Raw genomic sequence first — 17,889 nt, forward strand, 5'->3', positions numbered from 1 at the left:
TGGCACGGGCCGGTGCTGCCGGCCCGTGCCACCTGATGGACCTGTGTCACTTGATGGATCAGTGTTTCGTCAGCCGCAGGTCAGCCCGCCCGCTCAGACTTTCACCGTCGGCACCCGCAAATCACAGCCAGGGAGTCTTTCGTGACCAACCCTTTCGACGACCCGGACGGCACCTTCCACGTCCTCGCCAACGGTGAGGGCCAGCACAGCCTGTGGCCGAGCTTCGCGGCGGTGCCGGCCGGCTGGTCGGTGCGGCTCGAAGGAGCCGATCGGTCGACGGCAACGGCGTACGTCGACGCCAACTGGACGGACCTTCGGCCGCGCAGCATCGCCGGACAGGGCCTGCCCACCACATGAGCATCCGAGACGAGACGGCGATCGAGGTCAAGGGGCTTCGCAAGAGGTACCGCGATCACGAGGCCCTTCGCGGCATCGACTTGAGCGTCCCCCAGGGCACCGTACTCGGACTGCTCGGCCCGAACGGCGCCGGTAAGACCACCACCGTCCGAATCCTGTCGACGTTGCTGACTCCCGACGGGGGATCGGCGACCGTGGCCGGCTTCGACGTGGTGCGCGAAGCCCGGCAGGCGCGCCGGCGGATCGGCCTCACCGGCCAGTACGCCGCGGTGGACGAGCAACTGACCGGGCGCGAGAACCTCGTTCTGATCGGGACCCTGTTGCACCTGGGCCGGCGCGGGGCCCGCGACCGCGCCGCCGAACTGCTGGAACGCTTCAACCTGAGCGACGCGGCGGACCGACCGGCGCGCACGTACTCGGGCGGTATGCGCCGCCGCCTGGACCTGGCCGCCTGCCTGGTCGGCGAACCCTCCGTCCTGTTTCTCGACGAGCCGACGACCGGGCTCGATCCGGCCAGCCGGATCGGTCTCTGGGCGATCGTGCGGGAACTCGTCGCCGGTGGCATCACCGTGCTGCTGACCACCCAGTACCTCGAGGAAGCGGACGAGCTGGCCGATCGCATCGCCGTCATCGCGGACGGCCGGGTCATCGCCGAGGGAACCGCCGAGCAGTTGAAGCGGCGGGTGGGCGGGGAACGCCTCGAGGTCGGCGTCGGCAATCCGTCCCAGCTGGCGGCGGTGCGTACGGCGCTGGAGCGGATCAGCGTGTCCGGGTCGACCGTCGACGAGCACAAGGGCACCGTGTCGGTGCCGATCCAGGGTGGGCTCGACGGCATCTCCCTGGCGGTGGAGCAGCTGCGGAGTCACAACCTCGAGGTGACCGGATTCGCGTTGCGCCGCCCGACCCTCGATGACGTGTTCCTCCAACTCACCGGCGACGCGTCGCGGTCCGCGGACCAGAGCGTAGGGGTCTGACGGATCGACATGATGGCAAGCGCGGCGCGCGGCGTCGTCCTCTGGGCGGCCCCGGTCGACCGCCCGGAGCTGCGCGACCTCCTCGACGAGCGGGAGCGGCACCGGTACGGCGGGTACCGGGAGCCGGCCGACCGGGCACGGCTCGTGACGGGGCGGGCGTTGCTGCGCATGACGGCCGGTCACCTGCTCAGCCGCCCGGCCGCGGCGGTGCGGGTCGAGCTGGACTGCCGCCACTGTGGACGCGAGCACGGCAAGCCGTACGTGCCCGGCCTCGCGGCGAGCTTTTCCGTATCGCACTCCGCGGACCGGGTGGCACTTCTCGTCTGCGTGGCCGGCGAGGTCGGCCTCGACGTGCAGGAACTGCGTCGCGTCCGGCACGAGAGCCTCGCCGACCGCGTTCTTTCCGGCCCGGAGGCCCTGCGGTTCGCGACGGTGCCACCGCGGGCGCGGCGCGCCGCCTTCGGGCGGTACTGGTGTCGCAAAGAGGCCTTGTTGAAGGCATCCGGTCACGGGTTGGCGCTGCCCATGTCGTCCGTCACGGTGTCGGCTCACGACGCGCCGGCAAGACTGCTCGACTGGACGAGGCGACCCGACAACCGGCCGGTCGCGCTGGCCGACCTCGTCGGCGCGGGGCCGGGATACGCGGCGGCGGCCGCGGTCATCGGTGCCGACCGGGTGCGGGTAACGGAGCACCAACTGAGCGGCGCACTGGATCCCGACGGGAGCCGGCTGATCCTCGCGACCCTGCGTGAGCTTCACGCGGGGGCCGAAGACGACCGCGTATGCACCTGAGACTTCCAACTATGGTTCGTCTCCGGTCGTCCCGGTTGACTTGGTGTCATGATCGATACCGCTTCCGCAGACAGCAGAGCAAGCAAGCCCATCCTCGTCATCGGCGGCACCGGCAAGACCGGCAGCCGCGTGGTGCGACGGCTGGCGGACGCCGGTCGCGACGTGCGCGTCGGATCGCGCTCCGCCCAGCCGCCTTTCGACTGGGAAGACCAGGCCACCTGGCCGACCGCCCTCGACGGGGTCGGCGGCGTCTACATCTCCTACTACCCGGACCTGGCCTTCCCCGGTGCGGTGGAGTCCATCGCCAGCCTCTGCAAGCTCGCGGTCGACGCGGGCGTCGAACGCCTGGTGCTGCTCTCCGGCCGCGGCGAGGAGGCGGCCCGGGAAGCCGAGAAGGTCGTGCAGGGCGCCGGTGTCGCCTGGACGGTCGTGCGATGCAGTTGGTTCAACCAGAACTTCAGCGAGAGCTTCTTCCTCGACCCCGTCCTGGCCGGTGAGATCGCCCTGCCGGCCGGCGACGCGCCCGAGCCGTTCGTCGACGCCGACGACATCGCCGATGTCGCGGTCGCGGCACTCACCGGGCACGGCCACGCCGGCCAGGTCTACGAGCTGACCGGGCCCCGCCTGCTGACCTTCGCGGACGTCGCCGACGAGCTTTCCAGGGCCACCGGTCGAGAGATCCACTATGTCCGGCTCAGCCGCGAACAGTACGCGGACCTGCTGCGCGAGTACGGCCAACCGACGGAGTTCGTCGAGCTGTTCGACAAGATCCTCGACGGGCGCAACGCCAGCCTCACCGACGGCGTCCAGCGTGCCCTCGGCCGCCGGCCGAAGGACTTCGCCGAGTACGCCCGAGTGACCGCGGCCCAGGGCGTGTGGAGCTGACCCCGGACCGCCCCTGGCGTGGACGTCTACACTCGCTGCCGTGGATGCCCTCACCGGGCTGCTGGATCAGCCGCGCGCCCGTGGAGCGTTCCTGCTCCGTTCCATCCTCAACCCGCCGTGGTGCCTGCGGATCGAGGATCGGGCACCGATCTCGCTGGTGACGATGGTCCGCGGCAGCGCGTGGATTCTGCCCGACGGCGATCACCCGCTCCGCCTGCACCCCGGCGACGTGGCCATCGCTCGCGGGCCGGAGCCCTACACGATCGCCGACGCGCCGGACACGCCCGTGCAGATCGTGATCCATCCGGGGCAGGGCTGCACCACCGTACGAGGCGAGGACATGGCACAGGACATGAGCCTCGGGGTGCGGACCTGGGGCGACAGCGCCGACGGCGCGGCCATCATGCTGAGCGGCACCTACCAACTGCACAGCGAGGTCAGTCAGCGCCTGCTGCGCGCCCTGCCCCCGCTGCTCGTCCGCCCCGCCGGCGCCGCGGAGGCGCCACTCGTCGCACTGCTCGGCGCCGAGATCGCCAAGAACGAACTCGGTCAGGAGATCGTCCTCGACCGGCTGCTGGACCTGCTCCTCGTCACGGTGCTGCGCTCCTGGCTCGCCGAAGCCGACACGACGCCGGGCTGGTACCGGGCGCAGCAGGATCCGGTCGTGGGACCCGCGCTGCGCCTGATGCACGCCGACCCGGCGTACCCGTGGACGGTCGTGACCCTCGCCGGCAAAGTGGGCGCGTCCCGGGCGGCGTTCGCCCGCCGATTCACGACCCTGGTTGGCGAGTCGCCGATGAAATACCTGACGGACTGGCGCCTGGACCTCGCCGCCGACCTGCTCCGCGAGCCGGACGCGACCGTCGCCGCGGTGGCCCGCCAGGTCGGGTACGGCAGCGCGTTCGCGCTCAGCGCCGCCTTCAAGCGGGTCCGGGGCCTGAGCCCGCAGGAGCATCGGCGGCCCTCATAGCGTCCAGGCCGCCCACAGTCAGGACGCGAGCCGGTACGGGCACGTCGAGGACTCGCTGTGGTGCTGGTGATGGCCGGTCTCGGCAAGGTGTTGCACGGCCTCGACGAGACCGGTGTTGTCGAACGGCTTGAGCAGAACCCCGCAAACCTGCCCATCGGAGAAGCGCGGATCGCCCTGCTGGATCCCGCCGCTGAGAATCGCCACGGGAACGTCGCGCAGCACGGGATCCTGACGCAGCGCCTGACACAGCTGCAGCCCGTCGAGCTGCGGCATGTTCAGGTCGGTGAGCACCACGTCAGGAGGCTGCCGGCGCGCGAGTTCCAGCGCGGCTTGCCCGTTCTCCGCCGCCAGGACGGTAAACCCGGCGCGCGTGAACAGACGCTGCAAGACCATGCGTAAGTCGTCGGTATCCTCGGCGATGAGGAGCGTGGTCATGACGCGGCCCTTTCTCGAGGCGCAGCCCCTTCCGCATGACGACTTCAGCCTTGCGGCCGACACGCCCTCGTGAGGGGCAAATGCCCGGTACTTAGACCTTTCGGTGGATATGCCACGTACGTTCGGCCAGCTCCTTGAGCGCTACAGGAGCCGGGTGGTTTCGTCGTCGGCCGGTGGTCGAGGCGACGGGAGGATGAGCGGCCGGGTGTCGTCCGCCGCCTCGTCGGCCGGGCGTTCCAGGCCGGCCACCGTCGGCTCCGACCGGATCACCTGGGTCCTGTCGCCATTCCCGGCCGGCAGCAGGGTCGTCCGCTCATCATCCGAGCTGGGCAGCAGGGTCGTCCGCTCATCATCCGAGCTGCGCAGCACGGTGGTTCGCTCGTCGTCCGAGCTGCGCAGCACGGTGGTTCGTTCGCCGTCCGTGCTGGGCAGCACGGTGGTTCGTTCGTCGTCCGCGGTGGGTAGCACGGTGGTTCGTTCGCCGTCCGTGCTGGGCAGCACGGTGGTCCGCTCATCGGACGCGGCGACATCCCGCGTCGGCTCCTCGGATTTCGCCACGTCCTGGGTGGATTCGACCGGGAACAGCGCGGACAGCACAGTCGTCTTCTCGTCCCCGTCATCCACCGGCGAAACCGGATGTGGCATGCGCTGCGGCGGAATCGCCAGAGCCGGCATGCCCGGCACCGGCGCGGCGCCTCGGGCCCGGCCGATGGTGCCCACCAGCACCACCTGCGGCGGCTCGTAGCCCGCCCAGCGTCGGGCGCTCAGCGCCGTGCCCACCAGCGGCACCGCCAGCAGCAGGACCAGCCCGTAGCCCGGCGTGCTCACGTTGAAGCCGTCCTTGGTGATGTCCGCCGGCCAACTGCCGGCGTACGCCTCCGGGGCGATTCGGGCCCAGAGGCCGACGCCGAGGAAGGCGAGGCCGGCCAGGAGCGGCCCCGCCGGGGAGATCGGGGCGAAGAGCAGGATTCCGTACGCCGCCCCGGCCAGCAACAGCAACATCGGACCGCCGAGCGACTCGACGCCGCCGTTGTCGCGGGCGCGTCCGGTGAGGTCCTGGTCGAAGCCGACGCCGCACAGGATCCATGCCGCGGGGGCCAGCACCAGCGCATACAGAATCGACCGAAGATGACGCACGCGTGGACCGTACCCGTCGGTGACAACCGCGAGGAACTAACGTAACGGGCATGAGTGACCAGCCGGTGGGGCGGCCCACCTCGCACTCGCGCGTCACGTTGAGCCGGATCATGACCGCGGTGGACGTCAACCTGTACGGCACCGTGCACGGCGGCGTCCTGATGAAGTTCGTCGACGACGTGGCCGGCGCGGCGGCCGCCCGGCACAGCGGCGGCACGGCGGTGACGGCGGCGATCGACGAGATCGTGTTCGCCGAGCCGGTGCGGGTGGGCGATCTCGTGCACGCGTACGCGCAGGTGAACTGGACCGGAAGCACCTCGATGGAGGTCGGCGTCCGGCTGAGCGCGGAGCGGTGGGACACCGCCGACGGCGAACCGATCACCGTGGCGACCGCCTACCTGGTGTTCGTCGGTGTCGACGTGTCGGGTCAGCCGCGACCGACGCCCCCGGTGCTGCCGGAGACGCCGGAGGACGAGCGCCGTTTCCGCGAGGCGATCATCCGGCGGGAGCACCGCCTGGCCCGTCGGAAAGCGATCCAGGACGCCCGGGCGATCCCGGCTGAGTGAACGTTAAGGTGGCGGGATGACAGTGCTGTGGGAGCCTCCGGCGGACGTTCTCGAGACCTCCCGGATGGGGCGGTTCATGACCTGGCTGCGCGCCGAGCGCGGCGTCGAGGTCAGCGACTACGCCGGGCTGTGGGAGTGGTCGGTCACCGATCTGTCCGGTTTCTGGCGGGCGATCTGGGACTACTTCGAGGTCATTGCCCACAGCGAGCCCACCGAGACGCTCGGCGACGCCGCCATGCCGGGGGCGCGGTGGTTCCCCGGAGCGACGCTCAACTATGCCGAGCACGTGCTGCGGATGCCGGGGCTGGGGGACGACGAGCCGGTCGTTCTCGCGTACTCGCAGAGCCGTGAGCCCGTCACCCTCACCGCCCGGGAGCTGCGCGAGGAGGTCCGGAGGGTCGCTGCCGGGCTGCGGCGGTTGGGCGTCGGCGAGGGTGACCGGGTGGCGGCCTACGCCCCGAACATTCCCGAGACCTACGTGCTGATGCTGGCGACGGCGAGTCTCGGCGCGATCTTCTCCTCCTGCGCGCCGGAGTTCGGTTCGCGCAGCGTGATCGACCGGTGGACGCAGATCGAGCCGCGGGTGCTGGTGGCCGTCGACGGCTACCGCTACGGCGACAAGGCGATCGACCGGCGGGCCGAGGTCGCCGCGATCCGCGAGGCGCTGCCCAGCGTCGAGCACCTGATCACGATTCCCTACCTGGACGCCGAAAACGCCGAGGGCAACTGGGCCAGCCTCGACGGCGACGAGCCGCTGACCTTCGCCGCGGTGCCGTTCGACCACCCGCTCTACGTGCTCTATTCCTCCGGGACCACCGGCCTGCCGAAGCCGATCGTGCACGGCCACGGCGGCATCCTGCTCGAGCACCTGAAGATGCTCGCCCTGCACCACGACCTCGGCCCCGGCGACCGCTTCCTGTGGTTCACCACCACCGGCTGGATGATGTGGAACTTCCTGGTCTCCGGGCCGGTGGTCGGCACGGCGATCGTGCTCTACGACGGCAACCCGGGCCACCCCGACCTGGGCGCGCTCTGGCGGCTCGCCGCCGACGCCGGGGTCACCTATTTCGGTACGTCCGCACCGTTCATCCTGGCCTGCCGCAAGGCCGGCGTGCGGCCCCCGGCGAACGTCATCCGCGGCGTGGGTTCGACCGGCGCGCCGCTGCCGCCGGAGGGCTACCGCTGGATCTACGAGGTGCTCGGCGACCGCCCGCAACTGCAGTCGCTGTCCGGCGGCACCGACGTGTGCACCGGCTTCGTCGGCGGGACGCCGTTGCTGCCGGTGACCGAGGGCGTGATCTCCTGCCGGGCCCTCGGGTCGCGGGTCGAGGCGTACGACCCGGAGGGCAAGCCGGTCATCGGTCAGCTGGGGGAGCTGGTCATCACCGCGCCGATGCCGAGCATGCCGGTGGGCTTCTGGAACGACCCGGACGGCCGCCGCTACTTCGAGGCGTACTTCGACGTGTTCCCCGGCGTCTGGCGGCACGGCGACTGGATCACCATCGGCGAGGACGGCAGCTGCGTGATCACCGGCCGTTCCGACGCCACCCTGAACCGGGGCGGCGTGCGGCTGGGCACCGCCGAGTTCTACTCGGTGGTGGAGGGCATCTCGGAGATCGCCGACTCGGTCGTCGTGCACCTCGACGAACAGGATGAGCTGCTGCTCTTCGTGGTGCTCGCCGAAGGCCTGGAACTCGACGACGCCTTGCGCGACCGGATCCGGCGAGAGCTGCGTGCCGCGCTGTCGCCGCGGCACGTCCCCGACGAGATCCATCAGGTACGGGCGGTGCCCCGCACGCTGTCGGCGAAGAAGCTCGAGGTGCCCGTGAAGCGCATCCTCACCGGCACCCCGGCGGACCGGGCGGCGGCCAAGGGCGCTTTGGCCAACCCGGAGTCGCTGACGGCCTTCGAGGAGTATGCGAAGGGCCGCAACGCCTGATCAGAGCGTGAGGGTCACCTGCTCCGCCGCGACCCTCTTCTCGATCACCGCCGGGTCCACGCTCGCGCACAGGACGATGCTCGCGCCGACGGAGAGCGGCGCCAGCAGCCAGTCCAGCGGGTCGGGGTGGGCGCGGGCGTCGATCAGGACCCGGGCGCCCGCCTCGATGCCGAGTTCGCGGGCGCGGGCGGTCGCCGCCGCCGAGATCTCCCGGTGGGTCGTCGCGCCCAGCGCCGGGTCGTCCGGCGTCACGGGCTGGACGGCGACGAAGCGGTCGCCGTAGCCGCGTACCTCGATCGTGTAGTCCACGAAGCCGGACGGGACCGGGCGTAGCGGCATGGCGAGCGGCAGGAGCCCGGTCGCGTAGCGGTCTCCGGCCGGCCAGGTGCCGGCCGCCTCGACCGTGGCGGGGGAGGCGAACACCACGTCCACCGGACGCGGGTCGGGTCCGAGGTGCACCGCCGGACCGGCCGCCCAGGTGCCGAGCAGGATCGCCGCGGTCTGCCAGTGCGGGGGCAGCAGCACCGCGGCGGAGTCGCCCGGTCCGAGGCCGGCGCCGTCGACCAGCAGGTTCGCCGTCTTCGCCACCCAGTTGTCCATCGTGGCGCCGGACAGCTCGGTGCGGTCGCCGGTCGCGTCGTCGTACCAGGTCAGCAGGGGAGTGGTGGGGTCCGCGCGCACCGCGGCCGCGAAGGCCGCTGGAATCGTCTCGTTCATCGTTTCCGACGATAGTCGTATTACTGACAGTGATTAGGTGGTGTCGGCGCGGAACGAGCTGGGAAAGAGCTCATAACTAAGAGATGTCGGGGGGCGCCGCGGTCCACACGGCACGCATCGAGCGGCGTACCCTTGCCAGTGGTCTGGACCACAGATGTGAGGAGTTGCCACGTGACCGCCGGTCGCCCGCCCCGAGTCCTCGTCGACGCTACGAGCGTCCCCGCCGACCGAGGCGGGGTGGGCAGATACGTCGACGGACTGTTGGGTGCCCTCGGCGCGATCGGATCCGAGCGGGTCGATCTTGCCGTCGTGGCCCAGCGTTCGGATGCGGAGCGTTACTCCCGCATGCTTCCCAGCGCCGAGGTCATCGCCGGGCCGTCCGCGGTCGCGCACCGCCCCGCCCGGCTCGCCTGGGAGCAGACCGGGCTGCCGCTGCTCGGCCAGCAGGTGGGCGCCAAGGTGCTGCACTCGCCCTTCTACACCTGCCCGCTGCGGGCGGGCTGCCCGGTGACGGTGACCGTGCACGACGCGACCTTCTTCACCGAGCCGGAGCACTACGACAACACCAAGCGCACCTTCTTCCGCAGCGCCATCAAGACGTCATTGCGCCGGGCCGCGCGGGTCATCGTGCCCAGCAAGGCGACCCGCGACGAGCTGATCCGCCTGCTCGACGCCGACCCGACGCGCATCGACGTCGCCTACCACGGCGTCGACCAGTCCGCGTTCCACGCGCCGACCGACGAGGAGAAGGCGCGCGTGCGGGCCCGGCTGGGCCTCGGCGACGCCGGCTACGTCGCCTTCCTCGGCGCCAAGGAGCCGCGCAAGAACGTGCCCAACCTGATCCGCGGCTGGGCCCGCGCGGTCGTCGACTGGCCGCATCCGCCGGCCCTCGTCATCGCCGGTGGCCAGGGCCACGACGACGACATCGACCGCGCGGTCGCCGAGGTGCCCAACCACCTGCGGCTGCTGCGCCCCGGCTACCTGCGCTATGCGGACCTGCCCGGCTTCCTCGGCGGCGCGCTGGTGGCCTGTTACCCGTCCTTCGGCGAGGGCTTCGGCCTGCCGATCCTCGAGGCGATGGCCTGCGCCACGCCGGTGCTGACCACGCCGCGGCTGTCCCTGCCCGAGGTCGGCGGCGACGCGGTGGCGTATACGACCGAGGACGCGGACCGGATCGCGGCCGATCTCGCCGATCTGCTGCACGACGAGGCCCGGCGGCTCACCCTCGCCAAGGCGGGCTTCGACCGGGCCAAGGAGTTCAGCTGGGCATCCAGCGCCGAGGTGCATGTCGCGACCTGGAACCGCGTGGCGGCGTAATCGTTCGTTACACTCCGTGCACATGGACGAAAAATCGGGCCGGCTGTACGCCGTCATTCCCGCAGGTGGCAGTGGTACCCGCCTATGGCCGCTGTCGCGCGCCGGGCACCCGAAGTTTCTTCACCCGCTGACCGGCACCGACGCGTCACTGCTGCAGGCGACCGTGGAGCGGCTGCTGCCCCTCACCGACTGCTCCCAGGTCTACGTCGTGACCGGCGTGGCGCACGCCGCGGCCGTGTCGCGCCAGCTCACCGCCGTGCCGGAGGAGAACATCCTCATCGAGCCCTCGCCGCGCGACTCGTGCGCGGCCATCGCCCTGGCCGCGGCCGTGATCGCCCGCCGCGAGCCGGAGGCCGTGATGGGCGCCTTCGCGGCCGACCACCTCATCGCCGACGGCGAGCGCTTCGTCAAGGTGATCGAGCAGGCGATGGCCGGCGCCCGGCAGGGCCTGCTCATGACGCTCGGCATCACGCCGACGCGCCCCGAGACCGGATACGGCTACGTCCAGTGCGGCGGCCCGGTCGGCGACGGCGTCCTCGCGGTCGAGGAGTTCAAGGAGAAGCCGTCGTACGACGTGGCCGAGAGCTACGTCAAGTCCGGCACCTACCTGTGGAACGCGGGAATGTTCGTCTGGCGGGTCGACGTGTTCCTCGCGGAGCTGGCCCGGCAGCAGCCGCAGCTGCACGCGGGCATCTCCCGGATCGCCCAGGCCTGGGAGTCCCCGTCGCGCGAGGAGGTGCTCGGCGAGGTGTGGCAGACGCTGCCGCGCATCTCGGTCGACTACGCGGTGATGGAGGGCGCGGCGGCGGTCGGCCGGGTCGGCACGGTCCCCGGCGACTTCGGCTGGAACGACGTCGGCGACTTCCACACCCTCGGCGAGGTGCTCGCCTCCGACCACGCGGGCAACGTCATCGTCGGCCAGGAGGCGCTGGGGAAGCCGGGCGTGATCCTGCGCGAGACCGAGAACCTCGTGGTGGTCCCCAACTCGGGCCGCCTGGTCGCGGCGCTCGGCGTCCGCGACCTGATCGTGGTGGACACCCCGGACGCGGTCCTGGTCTGCCCGCGCGACCGCGCCCAGGAGGTCAAGTCGATCGTCGACGAGCTCAAGGAAAAGGGCGAGCTCAACTACATCTGACCGGCGTTCCCCAGCCTGGCGAAGGCGGGGGCGAGCTGTTGCACCACCCCGTCCGCCAGCGGGGACGGCAGCGCGTCCGCGGAGAACCAGCCCAGCTCCGCCGACTCGTCGCTGATCTGCTCGACGGCGCCCGGCGGGCAGACCGCGAGAAACCGAACATCGTGGTGCCAGGACGCCTCCGCCGACTGCCCGTCGGCCGGGGCGCAGCGCACAGCGTGCACCTCCACGTCGATCGGCTCCGGATCCAGGCGCAGGCCAACGATGCCGGACTCCTCGGTCGCCTCGCGCAGCGCGGCCGCCGCCAGCGAGGCGTCGCCGGGCTCGCAGTGGCCGCCCACCTGCATCCACAGACCGAGCCGGCCGTGCAGGCAGAGCAGCACGCGGCGGCGCTCGTCGACGATGAGCGTGCTGGCGGTCACGTGACCCGGCCGGTGGGCCCGGGTCATCGCCACCGGACCCGCGCCGAGCAGCTCGATCGTGTGCGCGCGGGCGGTGTCGGCCGGCTCCGAGGTTGCCCGCCAGTCCTTGAGAACGCCGAGGGCGTCGTCGTAGAGGGTCACGGCGTCGCCGCCGAGACGGCCACGGTGGCGCCGGCCTCGTCGTAGGCGACCGCGGACCCCAGCCCCTCCGCCGCCAGCGCCGAGCGGAGCCGGTGCACGTCCGCGCCGAAGCGCATCAGTCCGGCCGGCGTGGTGTCCGTGGCGGTGCAGCGCAGGGTCTGCGGCGACGGCACGGCCACCGCGTCGTCGAGGCCGGCCGTGGTGATCGCGCGCCGCACCGCCTCGGCGTCCGCCGGGCCGTGGTTCTCGGTCTGCGGCAGCGTGGCGGCCGTGCGGAGTCCCTCGGCGTGTGCTTCGGCCGTACCCAAAGAAAACATGTCGCTGGCCGCGTCGCGCAGCAGCGCGCTCGCGCCCGGGGTCGGCGCCGCGCCCGCGCCCGGATAGCCGCGCACGACGGCGACCGGCACCTGGTCGCACTTGCCCTTCACCAGCTCGCCGGCGGCCGCGAGCTCGTCGATCACCGCCATCTGGGTGAGCTCGAGCTCGTTGCCGTAGGGATCGATCTCGCCGCGATGGTCGCGGAACGGCTCGATCCCCGCGGCGCCGAGCGCCACGTCGGTGAGCCCGTTGCGCCAGGTCCGGCCCATCGTGTCCGAGACGATGACCCCCACGTGCAGGCCGCGCGCCGTCAGCGCCGCGTGCAGCCGCCGGGCCGAGTCGTCCGGCGACTCCGGCAGCAGCACCAGGTGCGTCTTGTCGACGTTGGACGCGTCGATCCCGGCCGCCGCCATCACGAAGCCGTGGTGGGTCTGCACGATGGCGGTCGGCCCGCGCCGGGCCACCACCCGGCGGGTCTGCGACGCCAGCACCTCGGCCCTGGCTGCCTCGCGTTCCGGCCCGTCGGCGGGCACCTCGACCAGCCGACCCTCCGCCTTGGAAACGATCTTGCTGGTCACCACGAGGACGTCACCGTCACGCAGCCACGGCGCGGCGCGGGTGATCAGCTCGGCCAGGTCGTCCCCGGCCGTCACGTCGCCGATGCCGCGCACCGGCAAAATCTCCAGGCCGTCCATCATGAGACCCCCGCCAGCTCCAGCGCGGACACGACCATCGAGCGGGTCGCCTCCTCGTCCGTCATCCACAGCGGCACCGCCCGGGTGCGGACCCCGGGCATCTCGACGCCGGCGTCCGCGCTGTCCACCAGCCAGCCGTCGAGCAGTCCGCCGTCCGACCGGGCGCCATAGAGGCCGCCCACCCCGGCCGCGCTGACCTCGACGCCGAGCGTGGCCAGGCAGCGGTCGGCCATGCCCCGCACCGGCGCGCCACCGATGATCGGCGACACCCCGACGACCGGCGCCGGGCCGTCCACCAAGGCCTCCTTCAGCGTCGGTACGGCCAGAATCGGCGCGACCGACACAACCGGGTTCGACGGCGCCACGAGCACCACATCGGCGCCCGCCACGGCCTCCAGCACCCCGGCGGCGGGCTTGGCGGCCTCCGCGCCGACGAAGACGAACCGGTGCGTCGGCACGTTCCCGCGGTAGCGCACCCACCACTCCTGGAAGTGGATCGCCTTGCGCTCGCCGTCGACGTCGGCGACCACGTGGGTCTCGAGCCGGTCGTCGGTCGCGGGCAGCAGCGTGATCCCCGGCTGCCACCGGTCGCAGAGCGCGGCGGTCACCTGCGACAGCGGATAGCCGGCGTTGAGCATCGTGGTGCGGACGAGGTGCGTGGCGACGTCCTTGTCACCGAGACCGAACCAGCCGGGCTCGGCGCCGTACTTCGCCAGCTCCTCCTTGATCACCCAGCTCTCGCCGACGCGTCCCCAGCCCCGGCCGGGGTCGGCCGCGCCGCCCAGTGTGTACATGACGCTGTCGAGGTCGGGACAGATCCGCAAGCCGTGCATGCGCACGTCGTCACCGACATTCACCACCGCCGTGACGTCGGCACCGACGTCTCGCGCGTACGCGCGCACACCCATCAGGAACCGGGCTCCGCCGATCCCCCCGGTCAGGACCACGATCCGCATCCGACCATCCTCGCGTACGGTGCTCGGATCCGTGGCCTCCGGGTCGTGGGTGTGACGTGCGTTTCGGGTCTAGGCTGAGCCGACTGCCCCCCGAGCATCGTCAGGAGAGCCGCTGTGACCAGCGCCCCGCCGCCACAGCCCGAGTCGGAACGCCCGGTCCTCCCGGTGCTCCGTCCGCTGCGCGACCTCGCCGCGTACGCCCTCGTCGCCGCGCCCGCCGTGTGGCTTTTCGTGGCGATCATCCGGCTGATCCCGTCCGGCGTCGGACAGGACTTCCTCACCCGGGCACAGAACAGCTTCTACAGCTACATCAACGTCGAGACGATCCTGATGCCGCTGGCGGCGGTGCTGCTGGCGACGCTCGTCACGCCCCGCCACCGCCACGCGCGGCTGATCACCATCGCGGCCCTCGTGGAGTACGCGGTGGCCGCCTTCTTCGCGGTCCTCTTCGGCTTTCTGATCGCCACCGTCAAGTTCGCCGGCTTCAGCGTTCGGGTGGCCTTCGAGGAGCTGCTGGTCCGCGTGGCGTGGCTCGCCGTCTTCGCGGTGGCGGCGTACGCGGTCTTCTCGATCTGGCGGGCGCTCTTCCACACCCCGAAGCCCACGCCGCAGCCCGGAATGTACGGCCAGCCCCAGCAGCCGTGGGGTCAGCAGCCGCCGCCGTACGGGCAGCCTCAGCCGGGTCAGCCTCAGCCTTACCCGGGGCAGGCTCAGGCTTTCCCTGGTCAGCAGCAGGCGTGGGGGCAGCCGCCGGTCTGGGGTCAGCCTGGTCCGGGGCAGCCCGCACCCGGTCAGCCTGGTCCGGGGCAGCCCGCACCCGGTCAGCCTGGTCCGGGGCAGCCTTTTGCCGCGCAGCCGCCGGGGCACGCCGCGCCCGGCACGCCGCCCGGTCCGTTTGCCCCGGCTCCCGGAAGTCCGCACGGTGGCCCGGGGCATCCCGCACCGGCACCGCCGGCGTATCCCGCGTCAGCGCCGCCCGCGTCAGCGCCGCCCGCGCCCGCGTCCGCGCCGCCGGCGCAACCCCACGGGGGCCCCGCCGATCCCACGCAAGCCATCCCGGCGGGCGACACCGCCGACGACCGCACGCAGATCGTCGGCGAGGACCCGCGCCGCACCTCATGAGCGGCGTGTCCCAGACCACTATCGCCGTGCGGACAGCCGACCGTGTTCCGGCCTAGGCTGCACAGGTGGTAGCAGTGGACATTCCGCCGACCGAAGCCAGCATCCGCCGCGCGCTCAAGCGCGCCTCCGACGGCAAGGCGATCGACGCCGACGAGGCCAGCGCTCTGCTCGCGGCGGAGGGCGCCCTGCTCGACGAGCTGCTGGCGATCGCTGGCGGCGTGCGGGACGCGGGGCTGCGCGAGGTCGGGCGCCCGGGCATCGTCACGTACTCGAAGAAGGTCTTCATCCCGCTGACCCGCCTGTGCCGGGACAGGTGTCACTACTGCACCTTCGCCACGGTGCCGCACCGGCTGCCCGCGGCGTTCCTCGAGCGCGACGAGGTGCTGGCCATCGCCCGCGAGGGCGCCGCGCAGGGCTGCAAGGAGGCGCTCTTCACGCTGGGGGACCGGCCCGAGGAGCGCTGGCCGGCGGCCCGGCAATGGCTCGACGAACGCGGCTACGACTCGACCCTGGACTATGTACGGTCGTGCGCCATCGCCGTGCTCGAGGAGACCGGCCTGCTGCCGCATCTCAATCCCGGCGTGCTCGGCTGGGCCGAGTTGCAGCGGCTCAAGCCGGTCGCGCCCAGCATGGGAATGATGCTGGAGACGACGGCGACGCGCCTCTGGTCCGAGCCGGGCGGCCCGCACTACGGCTCCCCCGACAAGGAGCCGGCGGTGCGCCTGCGGGTGCTCGACGACGCCGGCCGGGTCGGCGTGCCGTTCACGACCGGCATCCTGATCGGCATCGGCGAGACCCGGGCCGAGCGCGCCGACGCCATCTTCGCGATGCGCCGCACCGCCCGCGAGTACGGCCACATCCAGGAAGTCATCATCCAGAATTTCCGCGCCAAGCCGGACACGGCGATGCGCGGCATGCCCGACGCCGAACTCCGCGAGCTGGCGGCGACCGTGGCCGTGGCCCGCGTCATCCTCGGACCACGCGCCCGCCTCCAGGCGCCACCCAACCTCATCGCCGGCGAGTACGACCTGCTGCTGCGCGCGGGCATCGACGACTGGGGCGGCGTCTCCCCGGTCACCCCGGACCACGTCAACCCGGAAAGCCCGTGGCCGCAGATCGAACTGCTCCGCCAGATGTCGGCGGCGTCCGGCTTCGCGCTGCGCGAGCGCCTCACGATCTACCCCGAGTACCTGCGCCGCGGCGCCGAGGGCTGGCTCGACCCGCGGCTCGCCGCCCACGTCGCGGCGCTCGCCGACCCGGACGGCCTCGCCCGGGAGGACGCCATGCCGTCCGGCCTGCCGTGGCAGGAGCCGGACGACGCGTTCGGAGGCGGCCGCACCGACCTCTTCGCGACGATCGACACCGAAGGCCGCACCGGCGACCGCCGCGGCGACTTCGACTCGGTCTACGGCGACTGGGACGAGGTCGCCTCGCACCTCACCCCCGCGCCGGCTTCGCGGGGTGAGCACATCGGGACCGACGTGTTGGCCGGGCTCAAGCTGGCCGCCGAGGCCCCCGCCGACCTGCTGCTTCCGGAGCACGAGGACAAGGCGATGGCCCTGTTCCAGGCCGACGGCTCCGCCCTGGACGAGCTCGCCCGCATCGCCGACGACCTGCGCAGGCAGGTCAACGGCGACGACGTCACCTACGTGGTGAACCGCAACATCAACTTCTCCAACGTCTGCTACGTCGGATGCCGCTTCTGCGCCTTCGCCCAGCGGGAACGCGACGCGGACGCGTACCGGCTCTCGGTCGAACAGGTCGCCGACCGAGCCGAGGAGGCCTGGCGCGACGGCGCCACCGAGGTCTGCATGCAGGGCGGCATCGACCCCAAAATGCCCATCACCGCGTACGCCGACCTGGTGCGCGCGGTGAAGCAGCGCGTGCCCGGCATGCACGTCCACGCCTTCTCCCCGATGGAAATCGTCACCGGAGCGGCCAAGGCGGGCGTGCCGGTGCGCGATTGGCTCACCGAGCTCCGCGACGCGGGCCTCGACACGATTCCCGGCACAGCCGCCGAGATCCTCGACGACGACGTTCGCTGGGTGCTGACCAAGGGCAAACTCCCCGCCGCCACCTGGATCGACGTGGTCACCACGGCACACCAGGTAGGAATCCGCTCCAGCTCCACAATGATGTACGGCCACGTCGACCACCCCCGCCAGTGGCTGGGCCACTTCCGGGTCCTGGCCGGGGTGCAGGACGTCACCGGCGGCTTCACCGAGTTCGTCGCCCTGCCGTTCATCCACACGAACGCGCCCATCTATCTGGCGGGCATCGCCCGGCCCGGCCCGACCCGCCGGGAGAACAGGGTCGTGCACGCCATGGCCCGGATCCTGCTGCACGGACGCATCGACAATATCCAGTGCTCCTGGGTGAAACTGGGCGACGAGGGCACGATCGCGATGCTCAACGGCGGATGCAACGACCTCGGCGGGACGCTGATGGAGGAGACCATCTCCCGGATGGCGGGCTCTGAACACGGATCGGCGCGGACGGTCGCGGAGCTGAAGGAACTGGCCGCGGCGGCCGGGCGACCCGCGGTGCAGCGCACGACCGTGTACGGCCGCCACTAGCCCGCGGGAATTCGCGGGCCGCATGCCGTGTGCAGTTCGCGTGTCGCGTGCGGTCCGCGTGTCGCGTGCGCTGTGCAGCCCGCGTGCCGTCTGCCGCTGTGTCAGCCCGTGTCTCGGGGTGCGGGCCGTGTCCGTGCAGGCCGTGTGCCCGTGCAGGCCGTGAGCCCGTGCACTGCCGTGGTAGTGGCACCCCTCTACGACCCGCGACTGGTGCACCACGCCCTACGGTCGCGGCTAGTGCGCGCCCGTCGTCTGCCGGCTGTGCGCCGGCTCACCATCACGGGCTTTGCGGCCGCCGAGCGCGGCCCTCGGCCCCCTCATCCTGGGAAGCGACTGGTCGCAAGGTTACAAATTGGGGTAATTTGGACCCGACGCGCCGACTGAGCGTTACCTCCCGGCGGCTCTGAGAGATAGGGCTGGAACGGGACCGTGAGGTGG

17 protein-coding genes are annotated in these 17,889 nt (G+C 71.8%); 11 read left to right on the forward strand and 6 right to left on the reverse strand.

What is annotated here, in order from left to right; all coding sequences use genetic code 11:
• Positions 1–141 precede the first annotated feature (141 nt).
• Genes AB0M36_RS14765 through AB0M36_RS14785 form a run of 5 tightly spaced genes read left to right on the forward strand, consistent with a single transcriptional unit; the run spans position 142 to position 3,978 of the window.
• Positions 142–357, forward strand: a complete 216-nt coding sequence (locus tag AB0M36_RS14765) for an MbtH family protein (protein ID WP_364156970.1) — start codon at positions 142–144, stop codon at positions 355–357.
• Entirely contained in the window at positions 354–1,331 is a 978-nt protein-coding gene (locus tag AB0M36_RS14770; protein ID WP_364156973.1) for an ATP-binding cassette domain-containing protein, read from the forward strand. The genes AB0M36_RS14765 and AB0M36_RS14770 overlap by 4 nt, the downstream gene beginning before the upstream one ends.
• Before the next feature lie 12 nt (positions 1,332–1,343).
• Positions 1,344–2,123, forward strand: a complete 780-nt coding sequence (locus tag AB0M36_RS14775) for a 4'-phosphopantetheinyl transferase superfamily protein (protein ID WP_364156976.1) — start codon at positions 1,344–1,346, stop codon at positions 2,121–2,123.
• A gap of 48 nt (positions 2,124–2,171) precedes the next feature.
• Positions 2,172–3,008: an NmrA family NAD(P)-binding protein gene (locus AB0M36_RS14780; protein ID WP_364156979.1), complete on the forward strand. Its 837-nt coding sequence runs from the start codon at positions 2,172–2,174 to the stop codon at positions 3,006–3,008.
• A 40-nt stretch (positions 3,009–3,048) separates the two neighbouring features.
• Complete coding sequence (locus AB0M36_RS14785) at positions 3,049–3,978, forward strand: AraC family transcriptional regulator (RefSeq protein ID WP_364156982.1); 930 nt, start codon at positions 3,049–3,051, stop codon at positions 3,976–3,978.
• Between the two features lie 18 nt (positions 3,979–3,996).
• Here the strand turns inward: AB0M36_RS14785 and AB0M36_RS14790 are convergent, their stop codons facing one another.
• Positions 3,997–4,413, reverse strand: coding sequence for a response regulator (locus AB0M36_RS14790; RefSeq protein WP_364156985.1), 417 nt, complete (start codon positions 4,411–4,413; stop codon positions 3,997–3,999).
• Between the two features lie 141 nt (positions 4,414–4,554).
• Positions 4,555–5,550 (reverse strand): hypothetical protein, encoded by a 996-nt coding sequence (locus tag AB0M36_RS14795; protein ID WP_364156988.1) that lies wholly within the window; start codon positions 5,548–5,550, stop codon positions 4,555–4,557.
• A gap of 50 nt (positions 5,551–5,600) precedes the next feature.
• Here AB0M36_RS14795 and AB0M36_RS14800 point away from each other — a divergent pair, with 50 nt between their 5' ends.
• The gene (locus AB0M36_RS14800) at positions 5,601–6,116 is read left to right on the forward strand and encodes an acyl-CoA thioesterase (RefSeq protein ID WP_364156991.1); all 516 of its coding nucleotides are present in this window, start codon (positions 5,601–5,603) and stop codon (positions 6,114–6,116) included.
• A 16-nt stretch (positions 6,117–6,132) separates the two neighbouring features.
• A complete protein-coding gene (locus AB0M36_RS14805; protein WP_364156994.1) occupies positions 6,133–8,055 on the forward strand; it encodes an acetoacetate--CoA ligase in 1,923 nt (640 codons plus the stop codon).
• On the opposite strand, the gene AB0M36_RS14810 is transcribed toward AB0M36_RS14805, so the two are convergent.
• Positions 8,056–8,772: a TIGR03089 family protein gene (locus AB0M36_RS14810; RefSeq protein ID WP_364156996.1), complete on the reverse strand. Its 717-nt coding sequence runs from the start codon at positions 8,770–8,772 to the stop codon at positions 8,056–8,058.
• Positions 8,773–8,943: 171 nt separating this feature from the next.
• On the opposite strand from AB0M36_RS14810, the gene AB0M36_RS14815 reads away from it, so the two are divergent.
• Both AB0M36_RS14815 and AB0M36_RS14820 read left to right on the forward strand, forming a co-directional pair.
• A complete protein-coding gene (locus AB0M36_RS14815; RefSeq protein ID WP_364156998.1) occupies positions 8,944–10,089 on the forward strand; it encodes a glycosyltransferase family 1 protein in 1,146 nt (381 codons plus the stop codon).
• A 22-nt stretch (positions 10,090–10,111) separates the two neighbouring features.
• A complete protein-coding gene (locus AB0M36_RS14820; protein ID WP_364157000.1) occupies positions 10,112–11,224 on the forward strand; it encodes a sugar phosphate nucleotidyltransferase in 1,113 nt (370 codons plus the stop codon).
• Here AB0M36_RS14820 and AB0M36_RS14825 read toward each other — a convergent pair.
• The 3 genes from AB0M36_RS14825 to cofD are packed head-to-tail and all read right to left on the reverse strand — an operon-like array spanning position 11,215 to position 13,753.
• On the reverse strand, positions 11,215–11,784 hold the full coding sequence (locus AB0M36_RS14825; protein ID WP_364157002.1) for an NUDIX hydrolase: 570 nt from the start codon (positions 11,782–11,784) through the stop codon (positions 11,215–11,217). The two genes, AB0M36_RS14820 and AB0M36_RS14825, sit on opposite strands and share 10 nt — an antisense overlap.
• The gene (locus tag AB0M36_RS14830) at positions 11,781–12,800 is read right to left on the reverse strand and encodes a coenzyme F420-0:L-glutamate ligase (RefSeq protein WP_364157005.1); all 1,020 of its coding nucleotides are present in this window, start codon (positions 12,798–12,800) and stop codon (positions 11,781–11,783) included. Before AB0M36_RS14830 ends, AB0M36_RS14825 begins: the two co-directional genes overlap by 4 nt.
• On the reverse strand, positions 12,797–13,753 hold the full coding sequence (gene cofD / locus AB0M36_RS14835) for a 2-phospho-L-lactate transferase (protein ID WP_364157007.1): 957 nt from the start codon (positions 13,751–13,753) through the stop codon (positions 12,797–12,799). The genes AB0M36_RS14830 and cofD overlap by 4 nt, the downstream gene beginning before the upstream one ends.
• Before the next feature lie 114 nt (positions 13,754–13,867).
• Between cofD and AB0M36_RS14840 the strand changes: the two genes are divergently transcribed.
• Positions 13,868–14,875 (forward strand): hypothetical protein, encoded by a 1,008-nt coding sequence (locus AB0M36_RS14840; protein WP_364157010.1) that lies wholly within the window; start codon positions 13,868–13,870, stop codon positions 14,873–14,875.
• Between the two features lie 74 nt (positions 14,876–14,949).
• Positions 14,950–17,451, forward strand: a complete 2,502-nt coding sequence (locus AB0M36_RS14845) for a bifunctional FO biosynthesis protein CofGH (RefSeq protein WP_364157013.1) — start codon at positions 14,950–14,952, stop codon at positions 17,449–17,451.
• The last annotated feature ends 438 nt before the right edge of the window (positions 17,452–17,889 follow it).

It is taken from the genome of Actinoplanes sp. NPDC051346 (assembly GCF_040682215.1).
Taxonomy (GTDB): Bacteria; Actinomycetota; Actinomycetes; order Mycobacteriales; family Micromonosporaceae; genus Actinoplanes.